Origin of the sequence: Halomonas stenophila, from assembly GCF_014192275.1 — a bacterium.
Taxonomy (GTDB): Bacteria; Pseudomonadota; Gammaproteobacteria; order Pseudomonadales; family Halomonadaceae; genus Halomonas; species Halomonas stenophila.
In genome coordinates this window covers 32,608-51,822 of sequence record NZ_JACHXR010000016.1, presented here as the reverse complement: position 1 = coordinate 51,822, position 19,215 = coordinate 32,608, and the positions used below count along the sequence as shown (strand labels likewise).

16 protein-coding genes are annotated in these 19,215 nt (G+C 54.3%); 15 read left to right on the top strand and 1 reads right to left on the bottom strand.

What is annotated here, in order from left to right; all coding sequences use genetic code 11:
• The first annotated feature begins 23 nt into the window (after positions 1-23).
• From FHR97_RS18545 to FHR97_RS18505, 10 genes are all read left to right on the top strand, one after another.
• On the top strand, positions 24-1,307 hold the full coding sequence (locus FHR97_RS18545; protein ID WP_183385285.1) for a M24 family metallopeptidase: 1,284 nt from the start codon (positions 24-26) through the stop codon (positions 1,305-1,307).
• Positions 1,308-1,566: 259 nt separating this feature from the next.
• Positions 1,567-3,150 carry a thymidine phosphorylase family protein gene (locus FHR97_RS18540; RefSeq protein ID WP_183385284.1) on the top strand — a complete coding sequence of 528 codons (1,584 nt, stop codon included), beginning with the start codon at positions 1,567-1,569 and terminating at the stop codon, positions 3,148-3,150.
• The gene (locus FHR97_RS18535) at positions 3,150-4,055 is read left to right on the top strand and encodes a ribose-phosphate diphosphokinase (RefSeq protein ID WP_183385283.1); all 906 of its coding nucleotides are present in this window, start codon (positions 3,150-3,152) and stop codon (positions 4,053-4,055) included. Before FHR97_RS18540 ends, FHR97_RS18535 begins: the two co-directional genes overlap by 1 nt.
• A 407-nt stretch (positions 4,056-4,462) precedes the next feature.
• Positions 4,463-5,512, top strand: a complete 1,050-nt coding sequence (locus FHR97_RS18530) for an adenosine deaminase family protein (protein WP_183385282.1) — start codon at positions 4,463-4,465, stop codon at positions 5,510-5,512.
• An 11-nt stretch (positions 5,513-5,523) separates the two neighbouring features.
• Positions 5,524-6,063: a non-canonical purine NTP pyrophosphatase gene (locus FHR97_RS18525; protein ID WP_246404126.1), complete on the top strand. Its 540-nt coding sequence runs from the start codon at positions 5,524-5,526 to the stop codon at positions 6,061-6,063.
• A 1-nt stretch (position 6,064) separates the two neighbouring features.
• The gene (locus FHR97_RS18520) at positions 6,065-6,859 is read left to right on the top strand and encodes an SIR2 family protein (protein ID WP_183385280.1); all 795 of its coding nucleotides are present in this window, start codon (positions 6,065-6,067) and stop codon (positions 6,857-6,859) included.
• A 222-nt stretch (positions 6,860-7,081) separates the two neighbouring features.
• Entirely contained in the window at positions 7,082-7,960 is an 879-nt protein-coding gene (locus tag FHR97_RS18515; protein WP_183385279.1) for a DUF2971 domain-containing protein, read from the top strand.
• A gap of 633 nt (positions 7,961-8,593) precedes the next feature.
• Positions 8,594-9,130: an AAA family ATPase gene (locus tag FHR97_RS20570; RefSeq protein ID WP_221187867.1), complete on the top strand. Its 537-nt coding sequence runs from the start codon at positions 8,594-8,596 to the stop codon at positions 9,128-9,130.
• A 23-nt stretch (positions 9,131-9,153) separates the two neighbouring features.
• The gene (locus tag FHR97_RS18510; protein ID WP_425486106.1) at positions 9,154-10,995 is read left to right on the top strand and encodes an AAA family ATPase; all 1,842 of its coding nucleotides are present in this window, start codon (positions 9,154-9,156) and stop codon (positions 10,993-10,995) included.
• A 788-nt stretch (positions 10,996-11,783) separates the two neighbouring features.
• Positions 11,784-12,095 carry a hypothetical protein gene (locus FHR97_RS18505; protein ID WP_183385278.1) on the top strand — a complete coding sequence of 104 codons (312 nt, stop codon included), beginning with the start codon at positions 11,784-11,786 and terminating at the stop codon, positions 12,093-12,095.
• A 419-nt stretch (positions 12,096-12,514) separates the two neighbouring features.
• Here FHR97_RS18505 and FHR97_RS18500 read toward each other — a convergent pair.
• A protein-coding gene (locus FHR97_RS18500) for an IS5 family transposase (RefSeq protein WP_183385277.1) occupies positions 12,515-13,368 on the bottom strand; the annotation gives its coding sequence in 2 pieces (ribosomal slippage) (positions 12,515-13,014 and positions 13,014-13,368; 855 coding nt in all).
• Between the two features lie 186 nt (positions 13,369-13,554).
• Here FHR97_RS18500 and FHR97_RS18495 point away from each other — a divergent pair.
• The 5 genes from FHR97_RS18495 (at position 13,555) to FHR97_RS18475 (ending at position 19,204) form a co-directional block, all read left to right on the top strand.
• Positions 13,555-14,307, top strand: coding sequence for a hypothetical protein (locus FHR97_RS18495; protein ID WP_183385276.1), 753 nt, complete (start codon positions 13,555-13,557; stop codon positions 14,305-14,307).
• Between the two features lie 355 nt (positions 14,308-14,662).
• On the top strand, positions 14,663-16,048 hold the full coding sequence (locus tag FHR97_RS18490; RefSeq protein ID WP_183385275.1) for an FAD-binding oxidoreductase: 1,386 nt from the start codon (positions 14,663-14,665) through the stop codon (positions 16,046-16,048).
• Positions 16,049-16,889: 841 nt separating this feature from the next.
• Positions 16,890-17,207: a YdhR family protein gene (locus tag FHR97_RS20770; RefSeq protein WP_183385274.1), complete on the top strand. Its 318-nt coding sequence runs from the start codon at positions 16,890-16,892 to the stop codon at positions 17,205-17,207.
• A 560-nt stretch (positions 17,208-17,767) separates the two neighbouring features.
• Positions 17,768-18,592: an HAD family hydrolase gene (locus FHR97_RS18480; protein ID WP_183385273.1), complete on the top strand. Its 825-nt coding sequence runs from the start codon at positions 17,768-17,770 to the stop codon at positions 18,590-18,592.
• A gap of 225 nt (positions 18,593-18,817) precedes the next feature.
• Positions 18,818-19,204 carry a tautomerase family protein gene (locus FHR97_RS18475; RefSeq protein WP_183385272.1) on the top strand — a complete coding sequence of 129 codons (387 nt, stop codon included), beginning with the start codon at positions 18,818-18,820 and terminating at the stop codon, positions 19,202-19,204.
• Positions 19,205-19,215 lie beyond the last annotated feature (11 nt).

Sequence of the window (19,215 nt, the reverse complement as noted above, 5' to 3'; positions counted from 1 at the left end):
TAATGGAGAGACCGGACCCTGACATGAGCATCGTGGATTTCGAGAAGCTGACCGACAACGAACCGGAGCGGATCCCGGTGGTGCCGTCGGCCCCGCAGGCCTGCGGCGACAGCATCCCCACGGCCTTCGATCCCGTGCGGCTGCGCGCCGGCCGCCTGCAGCGCCTGCGGGCGATGATGGCCGAGCAGGGCTATGCCGCCGTGGTGCTGTTCGACCCCTACAACCAGCGCTACGCCACCGGTTCGCGCAACATGTTCGGCTACTTCCTGCGCAACTCCACGCGCTACCTGTACGTGCCGCTCGACGGCCCGGTGATCCTCTTCGAGTATCCGGGCAGCGCCCACGTCTCCACCTGGCTGGAGACCATCGACGAGTCGCGCACCTCCAAGGTGGTGTGGTCCGCGGTCAACCAGCGCGACAACCTGTCCTCCGACCCCTTCGGCATCGAGATCGCCGAGCTGATGGAGGAGCATGGCCGCGGCAACCGGAGGATCGGCCTCGACCGCTGTGCCCTGAACCTGGCGCGCTCGCTGGAGGCCCAGGGCCTGGAGGTCTTCGACTGCATGCAGGACACCCTGCACTGCCGGCGCATCAAGACCCCGGAAGAGATCGCCTGCCTGGCCCAGTCCATGGCCGGCGCCGAGGCCGCCGTGGCCGAGGTGGAGGCCGCCATCAAGCCGGGCGTCACCGAGAATGACCTCTTCGCCACCCTGTACGGCAACATCATCAAGCAGGGCGGCGAGTTCATCGAGACCCGCCTGCTGTCCTCGGGGCCGCGCACCAACCCCTGGTTCAACGAGGCGAGCGACCGGGTGATCCGCCCCGGCGAGCTGGTGGCGCTGGACACCGACACCATCGGCTGCCACGGCTACTACTCCGACTTCTCGCGCACCTTCCACGTCGGCCCCGGCAAGCCGAGCGCCTACCAGAAGCGCCTGTACCGCATGGCCTACGACCAGGTGCACCACAACATGGGCATCCTCGCGCCGGGCATGCGCTACCGCGAGATCGCCGAACAGGCCTGGACGATCCCCGAGCGCTTCCTCGACCGGCGCTACCCGTCGATCATCCACGGCGTGGGCATGCACGGCGAGACGCCGCTGGTCGCCCACCACATGGACTTCGACCGCTTCTCCAGGGACGGCGTCCTGGAGCCCGGCATGGTCGTCTCCGTGGAAAGCTACATCGGCGAGGTCGGCGCCGCCGACGGCGTCAAGCTGGAGGAAGAGGTGCTGGTCACCGAGACCGGCATCGAGAAGCTCTCGCGCTATCCATTCGACGAGGCCCTGCTCGACCGGGAAACCTGAGGAGCCATCCATCCCCCGGTCCCGACGAGGAGGGGCATTTCGGCGACAAGCAGTGCGACTTCCCGGCGACCCGAGCACGCGAACGAGCGAACGCCACGACGCCCGTCCCGTCCCGTGGGGGCGGGCATCTCGCGTTGCGGGCTTCCGCTCCCGCCCTTGCCCCGTCAAATGACGCTCCCCCGGGGCGCTGCTAGGATGAAGCCATCCGTCATCCGGGTGACACACCCGTGTCACCGGGGCGCCTCGCAGGCACGACACCATGACCCGATCCCCCGCCGCCGAGGCCGCGTCCACCGAGGATCGCCTGTCGCCGCTCAAGCTGAAACGCGTCGGCATCGATACCTACCGCGAGAACGTGGCCTACATGCACCGGGAGTGCGACCGCTACCGGGCCGAGGGCTTCCAGGCGCTGGCCAAGGTGGAGGTGCGCGCCAACGGCCAGCGCATCCTGGCCACCCTCAACGTGGTGGACGACGCCGCGATCGTCGCCTGCGGGGAGCTGGGGCTCTCCGAGGATGCCTTCGCCACCCTGGGGGTGGCCGAGGGCCATCCGGTCAGCATCCTGCAGGCCGAGCCGCCGCCCTCGATACCCGCCCTGCACCGCAAGATCGCCGGCGAGCGCCTGACCCGGGACGACTTCCGCCGGATCATTCAGGACATCGCCGAGCGGCGCTATTCGAAGATCGAGCTGACCGCCTTCGTGGTGGCCTGCGACCGCAACGAGCTCGACCGCGAGGAGGTGTTCTTCCTCAGCGACGCCATGAGCCGGGTGGGGCGCCGGCTCGACTGGCACGAGCACCCGGTGGTCGACAAGCACTGCATCGGCGGCATCCCCGGCAACCGCACCTCGATGCTGGTGGTGCCGATCGTCGCCGCCCACGGCCTGCTGTGCCCCAAGACCTCCTCCCGGGCCATCACCTCGCCCTCGGGGACCGCCGACACCATGGAGGTGCTGGCCAACGTCGACCTGCCCTTCGAGGAACTGGGTCAGTTGGTGCGCACTCACCGGGGCTGCCTGGCCTGGGGCGGCACCAGCCAGCTCTCGCCCGCCGATGACGTGCTGATCTCGGTGGAGCGCCCGCTCTCGGTGGACTCGCCGGGGCAGATGGTGGCCTCGATCCTCTCCAAGAAGGTCGCCGCCGGCTCCACCCACCTGCTGCTCGACATCCCCATCGGCCCCCACGCCAAGGTGCGCTCCATGCCCGAGGCCCGCCGGCTGCGCAAGCTGTTCGAGTTCGTGGCCAGCCGCATGGGCCTGACCCTGGACGTGGTGATCACCGACGGCAGCCAGCCGGTGGGGCGGGGCATCGGCCCCGTGCTCGAGGCCCGGGACGTGATGCGAGTGCTCACCAACCACCCGAACGCCCCCATGGACCTGCGCCAGAAGGCCCTGCGCCTGGCCGGGCGGATGCTGGAGTTCGACCCGGACGTGCGCGGCGGCGACGGCTTCGGGCTGGCCCGGGATATCCTCGATGCCGGTCGCGCCCTGGAGAAGATGCAGGCCATCATCGTGGCCCAAGGCGCCAAGCCCTTTGACCCCGAACATCCGCCGCTGGCGCCGCACTGCGTGGAAGTGACCGCTCGCTCCGGCGGGGTGGTGACCGCCATCGACAACCTGCAACTGGCGCGCATCGCCCGACTCGCCGGGGCGCCCCGGGCCATCGGCGCCGGCATCGACGTGCTGGCGCGGATCGGCGATGTGGTGGAGACCGGCCAACTGCTGTACCGGGTCTACGCCGCCTACCCCAACGAGCTGACCTTCTCCCGACAGGCCACCGAGCGCGATACCGGCTTCGCCATCGGCCAGCCCGACCAGATCACCCGACTCAACGTGGAATGCTGATGACTCCCGTGCTGCTGCATTGCGACGACGAGACGACCGCCGCCACCGGCCTGGCCGAGGCCGCCGGTCTCCAGGCCATGACGGTGGCGCGCCACCACTTCCCCGACGACGAGCTGCGCCTGACGCTGCCCTTCCACGACGCCCACGCCTTCCCCGAGACTTTGGTGGTCTACCGCAGCCTCGACCGGCCCAACGACAAGCTCGTCGAGCTGCTGCTGATCGCCCGCCACGCCCGGGAGCAGGGCGTGCGCCACCTGGTGCTGGTGGCGCCCTATCTCGCCTACATGCGCCAGGACATCGCCTTCCATCCCGGCGAGGTGGTCAGCCAGCCGCTGATCGGCCACTTCCTCGCCGAGCTGTTCGACGCCGTGATCACCGTCGACCCGCACCTGCACCGCATCGAGCGCCTCGACCAGGCGATTCCCCTCAAGCACGCCATCGCGCTCTCCGGGGCCCCGCGGCTCGCCGAGCTGATCGCCGAGAAACGCGACGACCCGCTGCTGGTCGGCCCCGACGCCGAGTCGCGGCAGTGGGTGCAGAGCGCCGCCGCGGTGACCGGCTTCGCCTTCGGCGTGTGCCACAAGACCCGCAACGGCGACCGCGACGTGGAAATCACCCTGCCCGAGCTGGAGGTGGCCGGCCGCCAGGTGGTGCTGATGGACGACGTGGCGAGTTCCGGTCATACCGTCGCCCGCGCCGCCGAGGCCCTGCTCACCGCCGGCGCGGCCTCGGTGGACGTGGCGCTGACCCATGCGCTCTTCGCCGGCAATGCCATGGACGTGATCGAGGCCGCCGGGGTAGGGGAGGTGTGGAGCACTGACAGCATCGCCCACGCCAGCAACGCCATCCCCCTGGCCCCGGTACTGGCCAGGGCCCTCGACCAGGTATTGACCGAACTAACCTGAAGCTTGTGCTAGGGTGAATAAACGCAGGAACAGCCGTGACCAGGGAAGGGAATACAAATAATGACAACGACCATCGCCGCATCCTCAGTTTGTCACCCGCTCGAGATTCCGTCTTGTCCAGAAACGTTCCCGATGGGGCCTGTCTTCTTACGACCCAAAGCTGACATCCACGACCTGAATCGCTTGGAGTATCTGCCGCAACACCCAGCTCAATTGCTGCGATACAAGTCGGACGCTCTTCGAAATAACTACTCACCTGTATTTGGGACGAGCTGGTCAATCGCCTCCCTTCGAGCTTTGACTTGAGATAATACTGATACAGCTAGTGGGGACGAACTACGTGTCCAACTGGTACATAGAGTGGCTTTTAGGCACGACATTCATGGCTGCCTGTTTAAGGATATTAATTGAATCAGTGGCAGATTGAACCAGCAACAAAGCAGATTGGCGCAATCGAGGATAAGGCGGTAAGACAGAGCTTGACTGCAGAACTTTGTGAACGGGAACGCGGAGAACTTCATGTGCATATGAACGGAGCGATCCCGGTATCGACAATTCGAGACATCCTTGCCGACGAATTGGTTGAATTGCCGTACGGTTTTGTAATTGAGCGTGACCTAGTGCGGCACACCCCATGTCAGTCACTAGCGTCATACCTGACCCCTTGGCAGGTTTTGCGTCTCTTTCCTAAAAAACGCGAGAATTTGAACCGCCTTACCTTAGCGGTCTTTGCTAGTCTTTCGGAAAGCAATGTGCGCTTTGTGGAACTCCGAAGTAGTGTTTTGTACCTTGCGACTTTGCAAAATTGCTCTCCTACTCAGGCCCTGGAACGCCTTATCGAGTCGTCCAGAGTTGCGTCTGACCAATTTGGTATACGTTTAGGATTGATTCTCACTGTGAGCCGTGGCGACTACAGCTCGGTTGCCCTGTCTACACTTTTGCAGGCATATCAAAACTTGGGTGAGCCGCACGATGTGGTGGGACTGGATTTAGCTGGTGACGAAGAAATTGCGTATCCAGGCGAATTGCCGTCACTGTATCGAAAGGCAAAAGACCGGTTTGGGCTTGGAGTCACCATACATGCCGGTGAGACCGGACGCGTGGAAAACGTTCGGGCAGCCGTGGAATTGTTTGGCGCAGACCGAATTGGCCATGGTACAGCGGCTAGCAAAGATCCTCACTTGTTAGATTACTTGGCGAGTCAGGAAATCTGCATCGAAGTATGCCCAATCAGCAACAGGCTCACCGGAGCGGTTCCTGCCGACGAGGCCCATCCTCTGTCCGAGTTTCGGCGTCACCAGGTCCCCTTTGTCATTTGCTCGGACAACCCAGCAATTCATCAGCGAGGCCTTGCAGAGGATGATGCTATGGCTATGACCGAGGGACTATCCGCCAGCGATATTTACCAACAATTCGAAGTTGCCAAGCGGTTCTCCTTCATAGAGGGTCTAAATTGAAAATCCGATTCATGTCCGGGAATCAGCACAAGGTCAACGAGGTGCAACGAATTCTTACCCCTGTTGGGGTGGAAGTAGTGCCTGTGTCGCGGAAAATTGAAGAGTTACAGACCGAGGACGTCGAGCGCTTGGTTCGGGACAAATTAATCAAGGCATTTGAGGTTATAGGTCGCCCTCTTTTTGTCGAACATACAGGGCTCTACCTAAGCGGTCTCAATGGGCTTCCAGCTGGGCTGACCCAGATTTTTTGGGACAAGCTGGAGGCAGATCGATTCGTTGATCTTGTAGCTGGTCTCGGAGATGACGCAGTAACCGCAAAAACAGTGCTCGGATACTGTGATGGGCGCGAGATCCGCTTTTTCTACGGCTCCATTGAAGGAACTGTGCCTCTCGCACCGGCTGGTCCAACGGACTTCCAGTGGGACTGCGTTTTCGTCCCGAACGGTCACACCAAAACCTTTGCTGAAATGGGGGCGGCCAAAGACGCTATCTCTATGCGTCGCAAAGCTCTCGACCAATTCGCCGAATACCTCAAAACTTTGGGAACATAAGATGGATGCCGAGTTGCTACATTCATATCGCGCCGGCAAACTGATGCTTTTTGTAGGCGCAGGGGTTTCCGCCAACCTTAGTCTGCCTACTTGGAGCGAGCTAACCGCCCATATTGCACTGGAGTTGGGCTATGACCCAAAGATCTTTTCCACATATGGTACCCCGCTTGCGCTTGCCGAATACTACAAGAGAAAGAAAGGTACTTTGGGCCCGCTTCTAAGCTGGATGGATCGCGAATGGCACAAGCCTACTACAGACATCTCCACGTCCGAAATTCATCGACTGATTACTCTTGGACGATTCTCAAGGATCTACACCACCAACTATGATCGATGGCTTGAAATGGCTCACGACAAGTTCGAGGTGCCATTTGACAAAATCGCCAACGTTGCCGACCTCGTATCTGCAACGGAGGGCCAGCGTCAGATTGTGAAACTACACGGGGATTTCGATGACGGAAACTCAATCGTACTCGACGAAACCAGTTACTTTCACCGACTGAATTATGACTCTCCGCTGGATATCAAGCTCAGCAACGACGTCCTAGGAAATTCTGTTCTCTTCATCGGATACAGTGTCTCGGATATTAATATTCGACTCCTTTTTTATCGATTGACGGAAATGTGGGGGCGCTCAGTTCTGCCCTCTGCAAGGCCAAAGTCTTACGTCTTCACAAATAGACCGAATCCCGTGACACAGGAAGTATTGGGACAGTGGGGAATCGAGATGATCGTTTCAGAGGAGGATGATCCCAAGAAAGCGCTCACGGCTTTTCTACAGGAGTTAGTGAGTTAGAATACCGATCGTGATTTATATGGTTAATGCCCATACGACATGACGATACTGAACTCACGAAAGGTAGCTTTTGGTCGAAGTGGCAAGCTGCCGCCCCAAAGTGGTTATAGATGCGGCAGTTCTGTCTGGATGCTAGTACAAGGAAATGAAACTAAATTATCCCACGACGGCTGGAAGACGCTCGTTCCTCGGGCCGTTAAATGCATGAGTTAGCGAGAATAGATGAATAGACTTTTTCACTACACAAGCCTAGGCGGCATCCTTGGGGTACTTAGAAGCCGAAGTCTCTGGGCGACGCATGCCTATTATCTAAACGACGCGAGCGAGTTCTTCCACGGGCTTGATTTTGCGAAACAGGTGGCCGGAGGCATTCTTATGGAGGACGACTACTTGGAGGCGTTTGGATGGGCAATACGGCACGGTCTTGAGTCTGTCTCCGCTGATGATCTTTACGTTGCGTCCTTTAGCGAAAAGGCGGATCTCCGAAGTCAGTGGCGCGGCTATTGCCCACCGGGTGCTGGCCTGTGTTTGGGCTTCGAGTTTGACTGTCTTGAAGAATTTTGCCAGTCCAGAGGATATCGGTTGGAGCAGTGCATCTATGAGCACGACCAGCAGATTCAGCAAGTTGAATCTCTCGTGACCCAATGCTTTGAGCGGTTTCCAAAGCCTGCATTCGCACGGAGTGACTATGAAAAGCTCAACTCCAAAGGTCGAGTGAATGCAAATATCGACTATAGACTCAGTACGTCGGAAGGACCGGACAAGCCGCAGGCTGATGCTGCAGTTGATTGGCTTTGTGCTGAGATTTCCAAGCTTGCGCCACTCTTCAAGAATGAAGGGTTCCATGAGGAATCAGAATGGCGCATCGTAGCAAAGGAGCCAAGGGAACTCGTACAGTTTCGGGCGAGTTCTTCCTATTTGGCTCCTTACATAGAACTCGAAATGCTTTCCGGCGTAGCCGTGTCTGCTCTGCGTGAAGTCATAGTAGGACCAAATCCAAATCAGCATCGTTGTGAGTCGTCGATTAAGATGCTACTGGACTCGTTTGGGCTCGGAAATGTGGAGGTGAAAGTGTCTCCTCTGCCATTTAATAGTTGGTAATGCCGTTCACAATCCTATCAAGTGCGGTGGAAGTGACCAAAAACGGGTCCCTCTGCACCGCCGCTCATTCCGTCTTTATATCAGGACAGCCTAAAGGACTGCTTTTGGCCTGATGCGGAATTTTGGTCTATTCTGATGAATGGCTTCCGATCCAAAGCTGAACTGCTGGCAAGCAGCAGGATTTTTCGCCCGCGTGAAAGTTTGGTAGCCCCTTCTTGGATCGGAAAATAGTGCCTATAAAGGAGTAAGTCATGGGAATAAAGCCAGGTCCAAAAAGAACCGCTGAATCAACTGGTAAGCCAGACAGGCGTCAACGGGATAACAAAAACACCCCCGGGAATACGCCATCACTTAAGCCTCATAAGCATAAGAAAGGTGATTAGAAGAGGGGGTGATTTTACCTAGCAAGGCTAGCCAGAGAGATTCTAATACCACCGACTCTCTCTGGCTTTACCAATTTTTCCTAGTGTCGTTATTTAAACCCACGATGTGCGTCTGCACTTGGCCGGATGCTGAACTTAGGCTACGCTGATGGAGCTTTTTTGGCTGCTGACGACCCAAAGCTAACGTCTTATTTTTACTCCGATCCCAACGTTCGGAAAATGGGAAATACCGTTTACAGAGAGGCTCTGTATGCTGAAAAAGATACAACGGATAAAGAAGCTCGGCGTTTTTGAGGATTTTTCTTGGGATTATGAAGTAAAGAACAATGGTGGTTCCGTTCAAAATTTTGTTGATATAAATATTATCTACGGGCGGAACTATTCTGGAAAAACAACGCTTTCACGTATTGCTCGTGCTTTAGAAACGGGTGATATTTCTGACAAATTTGGCTCCCCTTCATTGAACTTAAAGTTCTCCGATAACTCCGAGGTAACTCAATCGAATCTGGCAGCACATGGAAAAATTTCACGAGTATTTAATGAGGATTTTATAAGAGAGAACTTGCGTTTTATCACTAATCCAGATGACAGCATAGAACCATTTGCCATTCTTGGCGATTATAATAATAAGGTTCAGAAAGAAATTGAAGAGATAGAAGCGGAGTTAGGCTCAAGTGATGAAGGCCAAGAAAGTGGTTTGTTTTCGGAAAAAAAGCCGCTTTTGATGACTATGCCGCGGTTTTTCAAGCGCACAAAAGAGCTAACGACAGCCTCAAAAGGCAATTAGGTGATAAAGCAACTAATAAAAAGATTGGCATAAAATACAAGCCAGAGCGCTTTGGCGATCAAAACTATACAATCACAAAGCTGGAAGATGACTTGGCAGAGGTTAAAAAGCCTGACTTTCAACCATTGACTGCTGAGGAAATCGCACAGCACGAAAAACTCATTGAAGAAAAAGCTCTCCCCGACACACCCAAGTTCACATCGCCCAACCTTAGTTTTACCATTTTTGTTAAAGAAGCAGAGTTGTTAGTCAAAAAGGAAATTAGTGAATCTGACAAGATTGAAGAGTTAGTAAAGGATGCCGTTTTAAATCGTTGGGTAAATGAAGGTCGCACGCATCACAGAGGTAAGCATGAAAAATGCGCCTTTTGCGACAATACAATTTCGCAGGAACGCTGGACAAAACTGGATAAACACTTTGATGAAGAGTCTGAGCAACTAGAAAAAGACATTGATGCCTTGGTTAAACGTATTGAGGCTGAGAAAAAAGCTGTCAGTACAGCTTTGACCATTAATCCGTCACGCTTCTATTCTAAATTTCATACTCAACTTTCCGATTTGAACTCAGCGCTAGAGTCGGCTGTTAATGAGTATCAAAGTTCTTTAGAAGCACTGATTGCGCAGCTAGCGAGTAGGAAAAACGATATTTTGAATGCTAAAGAATTCGTTCAGCCTGTTGATTTCTCACCTGAATTGAAAGCTGTTTGGGATGGTTACAAAACTCTTTGCAATGAATCGGATTTGTTCAGTAGCTCTTTGAATAGCGAGCAAGCCAGTGCCAGAAAAGCGCTAAGGTTAAAAGAGGTTGCAGATTATCTAATTATCATTGATTACCAGTCGAAGCTTGATTCTATAGCTGCCTTAAAAGATAAACTGGAAAAAGCGTCTAGCGAAAAGACGCGTATTTCCGTGGAAATTACTCAAAAGAAAGCATTAATTAGTGCCAAAAAACGTGAGTTAAATGATGAAGAAAAAGGCGCCAAAAAGGTTAATGAATATCTTAATGACTTCTTTGGTCATAAGTTTTTGACACTTGAATCCAAAAAGGATGCGGAAAGCTCAAAGCGCATTCGGTTCGAAGTTATACGAGATGGAAAGAAAGCTTATCACCTAAGCGAGGGAGAATGCAGCCTTTTGGCGTTTTGTTATTTCTTGGCAAAGCTAGATGATATTGAGACGCGAGATTCAAATCCGATTATTTGGATTGACGACCCTATTTCATCATTGGACGGCAATCATATTTTCTTTATATATAGCTTGATAAGTGCGGAGGTTGTTGCTAAAGGAGGGTTTGAACAGCTGTTTATATCAACGCACAATCTTGATTTTCTCAAGTATTTGAAGCGATTGAAAGGTGGGTATATTGATTCGGCGGGTAAAAATGTCGGCTTTCAGAAAGCTTATTTCATGGTTGTTCGGCAGGATAGGACATCCACCGTCCAAGTTATGCCGTCTTATCTCAAGGAATATGTTACAGAGTTTAATTTCCTCTTCCACCAGATTCATAAATGCGCAACTATGGGGGCTGTTGATGACACAAATTATATTACCTTCTACAATTTTGCCAACAATGCGAGAAAGTTTTTCGGAATTTACCTTTACTACAAATACCCAGATCAAGGAATGAGTGAAAGAACACTCAATCTGTTCTTTGGTTATGATAGTGTTCCAGCTGTTTTGGCCGATCGAATAAATAATGAATATTCACATTTATGCGGGGTCTTTGAAAGAGGAGCAACGCCAGTTGAAGTTCCAGAGATGCAATTGGCGGCCCGAAAAATCATAGAAAAGCTAAAAGAAGATAGCGAACAATACTCTGCATTACTAAGAAGCGTTGGTGAGCCCCCTGAAGCGGAAGGGGTATGATATATACTCCATCACAGTATCTATCAAATATCTCTCAACAAGTTTTCAATGCTTGTTGGGAGTGCTCTAGGGATTTGATTGTCCGCTTCTGGCCGTAAGCTCCACTTCAGGCTATGCTGATAGAGCTGGTGCAGCAGCTAAAGGCACATTGCGGACCTCTCGTAAAATGCTGCCGGCGCGCTCATCTGTATATTTGTGCCGGCTATCTAACCACTATTAAAATACACACGGTGTCAGCATGCAGGAAGTATATGAGAGGGTATTCGTAGCCGATGCGACGTCCTGCTTGACGGGCTCGAATGAAGTAGCGGTTGTCCATGCTTGCAAAAGTCCGTGTCATCAGCGAGCAGTAGGGTACACGGGAAAGCTTCCGAATTCTCATCCAAACTATTTGGTCTTGGAGCGAGGTTCAGATCTGTATCTAAACATTATTGATCCACCAGTGCCGCTCTTTATGTCAGCACTCTTTTCCAACTTTCTGTGTTTTGCAAAGAAGCATTGGGGTGATGGGAAAAAGCTGATTATCCACTGCAACCAAGGTGAATCTCGAGCTCCATCTCTAGCCTTGCTGTTCTTGGCCCGGGCGCTCACAGTTATCGACGACAGTTCCTATAGCTCTGCGCGTGGCGAGTTTCAAAAACTCTATCCTCGGTACCAGCCAGGCGAGGGGATTCAAACCTATTTCACTCAAAATTGGGCGAAGCTTGGTCAGGATTTTTAACAAGACGCAGCAGTTCGCGGCCGATGGCCGCCGCTGTGCTTCACGTTACGCACACAAGGAGCGTTCGATGAATGATCAACTTTTGATGGTAGATCGGCTTGAAGAGCTAACTGATCTCGCTTCTGAGGCCGACAATGGTTTCGAACGGGCAGCAATTTATGCTGCAACTCAAGCGATAAAAACTCAATTCGATGCTATTGAGCACGACCTGAATGTTTACACCTTAGAAAAGCTTTCTTCTGCATGTTGGAGCATTCGTGCGGCAGTCGGATATGACATCACGAATGACCATAGCGCTGATCAACATGTTAGCTGGGCTCGCGGTCAACTATCTGTGCTCAGGGACTTAATTCAAGAAAGCAAGTTGCAGAAGCAATAAGTGTTTAACAAGCGGCACCATGACGACTGTTTTTCCGCCGACTCGCGACTCCAAACCGGCGTGTGTTCCGGGCACTATATCAGCACTCACTGAAAGGCTGCTTCTGGCCGAATGAAGAATGTTAGCCTATGCTGATTTAGGACGTTAGCCAGCTGTCGACCGAGGCTCTGTGAAACGTTTGAAGCGTTTCGCAGAGGTCATAAATTGATCAACCTTGGTACTCTCTCGCAAATTTTGAGGAGGCTGCATGGCAAAACCACTTCAGATTTCGCATAGAAACGCCATCTCTAGGAGAGCCTAAGGGTTTTCACACAGCCTGGACCCTAAGCGGCTATGCCGGAAAAGGCAGCGAGCACGTTCATTGGGGATATGCAGCATGCTCGGGGATTTGTGTTATACTGCCGAGCTATACATAATGTCTAGGTTCTGTCTGGAAAGTCGGCACGTAGGCAACGGTCTATGCACGCCAGGCATACCATGGCCCGGAAGCTGCTGGCCAACTTGTCGTAACGGGTGCAGACCCGGCGTAGTTCTTTGATCCAACCGAAGCAGCGCTCAATGATGTTTCGCTCCCGATACCTGGGTTTGTCAAAGCCCCTCGGAGCACCGGGGCGCGGTTTTCGTTTCATCTTGCGCCTGGCAATGATGGGCTTCATCCGGTATCGGTCGCAGTAGCGGCGAAGCGGGTCGCTATCATAGCCCTTGTCCGCCACGATGAAGCGGCAACGCTTGCGTGGCCTGCCTGAGGGGCCAGGCAGATGAACGTCCTCCATGGTAGGAATGAAGTGCCGCGTATCCGAGTCCTGCCCCGGCGACAGGGTAAAGGTCAGCGGCCAACCATGCCGGTCACAGACCATGTGGATCTTGGTTGTCAGGCCGCCTCGACTCCGCCCCAGGGCATGGTCTACGGGTTCTTGCTGCCCCCCTTTTTGCCGCCTCCAGAGGCGGCCCGGGTAGCGCGAATCGATGTCGAATCGATCATCCAGGTGTCCAAATCCATCAGGCCATCCTCTCGCAGGCGAAGCTGGAGGCGCGCCAGAATTGCCTCGAAGGTGCCGTCATCGCGCCACTGACGGAAACGGTCATAAACGGTCTTCCAGGGGCCGTAGCGCTCTGGCAGGTCGCGCCACTTGGCGCCCGAGCAGAGGATCCAGAAGATGCCGTTCAACACCTGGCGGTCGTCGCGACGGGGACGGCCCGTCCTCTGCGGCGGCGAGACGATGTCTTCGATGAGGGCCCAGCCGGTGTCGGAGATCTCGTAGCGTCCTGCCATGGGTCACCTATGCTGCTGAGGCATAGGTGACATTAGCAAATTCGAGTTTTCGGACAAAGCCTAGAAATTTCAATAGGATGAGATGTGTTCGTGGGCGCAGCATAACATTGTTGAACGCGCGTGCGCGTTCAAGTGGAATTTCAAGCGCACGCCTAATACCAGTAACTACAAAAAGGATGTGATTCTGTGGCAAGAAATTTAGCGATTGGGGATATAGTTTTTGTTCCTTGCTCCAAGTTCCCAGAGCTAGAGGATCATCCAACGGCGTTTTACGAGACCCGAGTTGTAGATGTCGATAAAAGATCCATAAAAGTAAACCTGCCAGGTCAAGTGGTCTCAGATTTTTTTGGGATTTCGCTGGCTCATCAGAATCTTGGTTTACTCATTATCAGTATCGGCGACTTTGCAACGGAAGAAGCGCTTATCGGCCCGCTTTCAAAATCTGTTCTTCAATATGCAAGACTCTTGCTACCAGATGATGTACTACGCCACGTGAGGGTTCGTTCACTAGCTGAACTACAGACCATTTGGCGTCAAAATCATGGTGCTTACACACATGTCGTATTTATTGGTCACGGTAGCCAGGACGGCATTATGTTTGGTGTGGATAAGTGGATATCCGCAAAGAAACTGAATGAGGAGGTAATCCGAATTTGGGGAGGGAGCAGAAAAGTTATCATCTCACTTTGCTGTAAAACAGGCTACAAGTCGTTCGGGGGGGAAGTCTCTTCCTTTCCCCAATGTTCCTACTTTATTGGTCCTTACCACAGCGTACATGGTGCGATTGCATCACAATTCTGCCAAACATTTTTGGCTCACCATTTGTTGGAAGGGAAAACCGTTGTTGTGGCGTTCAAAAAGGCGAGAGAGTCTGTTGTCGGTAGTGCAAGTTTCAGGCTTTGGGAGTCCAATCAACTCAAAGCAGGACCGAAAGCATGAGGTAGCTAGCTAACCAGTGCAGGCACGGCAACGCCCTTTCCATTGCGCCTTCGGCTCCATTCCAAGCTCGCGCGTGCTGCAAGCGTTAAACATAAGGAGAATCTCAATGACCGCTTCTGGCCGGATGCTGAACTTCAAGCTACGCTGATGGAGCTGGTGCGGTAGTTGACGACCCAAAGCGATGCTCCGGAAAATGCTGTCGGAACGTTCATCCGTGTATACAGCCCGGTTATACTTAATTAATAATAAAATCAAAGGATTGAGATAAAGAGTTAATGCGTACTCATTAATTTAAACGTGCCGGCGCGTTCAAGTCAATAAACGAGCTTGCAGTCTAATGACTGAGGAGGCAGGCATGGAGGAGTTAGGAAGAGCAAAGATCGACGAGTTCAAAGCGCACATCGGGGGAGATGTTCTTCTTGCTGGCGACGTGGGCTACGACGAGACGCGTCAGATCTGGAACGCTATGATCGACCGCACACCTGCGCTGATCGCCCGCTGTGCGTCGCCTGAAGATGTCGTCCAGGCCGTCAATTTCGCACGCAAGCACAACCTGCTCATCTCGATCCGAGGGGCCGGGCACAACATCGCGGGCAATGCCGTCTGCGACGACGGCCTCATGATCGACCTCTCGCTGATGAAAAGCGTCCAGGTGGACCCTAACACCCGTCGGGCGACCGTCGCGCCCGGCTGCACCCTCGCCGACGTCGACGCGGCCGCGCAGGCTCATGGCCTCGCCACGCCTCTAGGCATCAACTCTACCACGGGCGTGGCCGGCCTGACGCTCGGCGGCGGCTTCGGCTGGCTGAGTCGAAAGTACGGCATGACCGTCGACAACCTGCTCTCCGCGGATGTCGTCACGGCGGATGGCAGTCAGGTGCACGCCAGCGCAACGGAAAACGCTGACCTTTTCTGGGGGCTTCGTGGTGGCGGTGGGAACTTCGGTATTGTCACCAGCTTCGAGTTCCAGCTCCATCGCGTCGGGCCGGACGTGCTGAGCGGGCTCATCGTCTTCCCGTTCGACGAGGCGAAGTCCGTTCTCACGCAGTTCGCCCGCTTCACCGAGACGATGCCCGACGACCTCAACGTCTGGATGGTCACCCGCAAGGCGCCTCCGCTCCCCTTCCTGCCCGAGGACGTCCACGGGAAAGAGATCGTCGCCCTCGCCCTATGCTATGCGGGCGACCCCACGGAGGGCGAGAAGCTCATCGAGCCGCTGCGCGGGTTTGGCAATGCGCACGGCGAGCACGTCGCCGTACAGCCGTACAGCGCCTGGCAGCAGGCCTTCGATCCGCTCCTGACGCCGGGTGCGCGCAACTATTGGAAGTCGCATAACTTCTCGCGGCTGACCGACAGCGCGATCGACGTCATCATCGAATACGCCGGCAAGTTGCCGTCGCCGCACGGCGAGATCTTCATAGGAACGATCGGCGGCCAGACGACTCGCGTAGCGCCTGACGCGATGGCCTACTCGAGCCGAGATGCCAACTACGTGATGAACGTGCACAGCCGCTGGGAGTCGGCCGCCGAGGACGAGCGCTGTATCGCCTGGGCGCGCGAATTCTTCGCCAAGTCTCAGCCGTTCGCCAGTGGCGGCGCGTACATCAACTTCCTCACGCAAGACGAGAGCGACCGCATCGCCTTCGCCTACGGCGCGACGTACAAGCAGCTCGTGAAACTCAAGAAGAAGTACGACCCGACGAACTTCTTCCGGATGAACCAGAACATCAAGCCGGTCTGAGAGGAGGATATGCACCTAACAACGGCATGCGGCGGACGGCACTGCGCGCCGCCGCTGATGCCGGGCGTTAGGCGCCCAAGTAACAGTCAATGGAGGAAGCTAAAGTGATTTACTTTCAAAAACCTCCGTCAGATAGTTGAGTCGCTCGAAACAGATGAATCGACAAAAAATGATCAGATTAAAAGAGCTTTCGTTTTTGATGGAAAGCATTTGACTGCGAATGTCGGCATGGTTCGTGAAAGTGGAAATGTACTTCACACTCAGAAACACCACGATGAGATACTCATGATCATTGAGGGCAATGTTGACTTTAGAGTTGGTGGCGAAGTGAGGGAAGTGAGTAAGGGTGTTCTAGTATTCATTCCACTTGATACACTTTACGGTCCTATACTCGAAGACGGGCAAAGTTTTGCAGCACTTTCCGTGCTGGCCCCTTATTTTGACAGGCCTAAGAACAATATAGTGTGGGAGCGAGATTCGGCTTAATTAAGCGGGCGCCTAACCAAGCGCGGCTGAGCGACAACGTTAATCAGCTCGAGCTGGAGGTTCGCTTGTGGCCGGATGGGGAAGTTTAGGCTACGCTCATGACAAGGGTCGTCGGTTGACGACCCTTAGCAGATTTCCCGGAGACTGGTGCCGGCAAATTTATTAGTGTTATACTAACCAAGCTAGACTTAGTATCTGTTATTCTCAAAGGGGTATGGATGAAAGGGTGCGCGTTTATTGACTTGAGCGTGCCAGAAGGACAACTCCATAGTAGAGCGTGCGATCTAATCACTATTATGCTGACGCCGCCAGGTCAAGACGGCTGGCTAGACTCAACTTTTGGAGGTGATCGCTAATGGCCAATATCCTATATGTGCGCATCAAGTCCGACCTGGAGCGCAGTGAGTTTGAACGACGACTCCTTGAGAGACGCCCTCGTTTTCAGGAGGTGCCAGGACTTCTTCAGAAAGTGTATGGACGGGATCCAGAGACAGGAGATGTATGCGGAATCTATTTCTTCGATAGCGCCGAGTCACTCTCACAATTCAAGGACTCCGATCTTGCCAAAAGCATTCCTCAGGCCTACGAGGCAGTCGATGTCCGCAGGGAGGTCTACGACGTTCTGTATTCGTTGAGGCCTGAGCGCGGGCCCTTGGATGACGAGACACTGTAATTCAGAGGTCCAGATCACGGATACCGTATAACCGGGTCGTGCAACCGGCCGCCTTCGGCGGCGGCTGACGGCCCGGTCCAATATATATCAGGGTGTTCTCAACGTCCGTTCTAGGCCGATTCCTGACTTTCATGCACCATGAAAAGCATGCGCGGCGCCACTATGCTACACATCTAGTAGTGTGCTCGCGACAGCGGAGGAGACGATGGCATTCCACAATCCGAATCCGAAAATTCGGGCCCTGGAGCAGCGCAACGCCCGATTGCGGGCCGATCTGTTTGCCAGGCTGTTTGGTGGTGCGTGGCGTAGACTTCGCAAGGGCACCCTGCGACTGTCGAGGGGGCGATACCGCCGACGTCGCCATCGGCCTCGGTCCTGACCAACGGCCTGCCCTCAGCAGTGCTCTTTTCGGGAGTAAGGGGGCCACAAGGGTAAAGGGTAATCGGTGGCAGCCCCCGGTTGCCCAACAAGGCGCTCCAGCTGACGCCAAAACTGCCGTGCAGTTCCGCCGCGGCTGAGGTCCGCTTCGTCAAGATCCATGAAAAGAAGGAAAGCGAACTATGCAGTGCGCATTGGTTTATGATTTCGACGGTACCCTCGCAAAGGGAAATTGTGCTGAACATGGACTGATGCCAGCCTTGGATTTGTCCGATAAAGCGGAGTTCTGGCCTGAAGTTCACCGAAAGAACCATGAGCGGGATGGTGATGAGATACTCACCTACCTAGGCGAGTTGGCGCTACGAGCCCGCGAGGTCGGCAAGCAAACAGAATTGAGCCCCGAGAGGCTCCAGTTGCATGGTGAATCCATTCCCCTATTCCCGGGTGTTGAGGGTTGGTTTGATGCGGTCAATCGCTTTGCAAGCGACCAGGGTATTGCTCTCAGCCATTACATAGTATCGAGTGGGCTTGAAGAGATGATTCGCGGTACGCCTGTGGCCAAGTATTTCAAAAAAATATTCGGATGCCGCTACCATTATGATGAGGAAGCCGGATTCGCCAAATGGCCAGCCGTTGCGATCGACTACACCACGAAGACCCAGTACCTGTTCCGAATAAACAAGGGGATAGAAAATAGTTGGGATAATAAGAAAGTAAACGAATACATAGAACCCCAGGACCGCCCGTTCCCCTTCGATCGCATGATTTATTTTGGTGATGGGGATACTGATATTCCAGCCATGAAAATGGTTAAAGCGCAGGGAGGGTGCAGCATTGCCGTTTTTGATGGTGAAAAGTGGAACGAGGGTAAAACCCAAGAGAAGATTGAGAAGTTGATTTCAGAAGATAGGGCCAGCTATGTGGTATCGGGGGATTATTCTGTGGGCAGTCAACTGGACGTGACAGTCAGGGGCATTCTTCGGCTGTATGCGCGGAGGTGCAGATGAACAAAAAAAGGTTACACTGTTGGGTCTAATTCAAGCAATAGGTCATAGCCCCATGGAACAACGAAAGAAGCTAGCCGTTCTGATTGACGCAGATAACATTAGCCCTACATTGTGCATGGTAACGACACGAACCCAGTCATCCAAGGGTTCCCTCAGGGGCAGCCCCATTGCCGAATGTGGAGCAAGCGGTATAATCGCTGTAATACACACATTGCAGGAGGCATCGTGATTGTCATTTATGGCATCAAGGAATACCTGAATCCGCTCAAGGCACAGCTCTCCGACGTCATCCACGGTTGCATGCAATCGGTGCTGGGGATGCCGGAAGACAAGAGGGCTCATCGCTTTGTTCCCCTGGAGGCCGAGGATTTCTACTATCCTGGTGGCAGAACGCCCGCCTACACGGTCATCGAGATCAATATGATGCAGGGGCGCTCAGCGGATACCCAAAAGGCGCTGATCAAAGAGTTATTCACAAAGATTGAATCGGACGTTGGTATTGCACCGGTAGATGTGGAAGTGACTATCAAGGAACAGCCAGCCCACTGTTGGGGCTTTCGCGGCATGACCGGAGACGAGGTGCGCGATCTCAAGTATTCGGTCAAGGTGTGACAGGGCGGTCA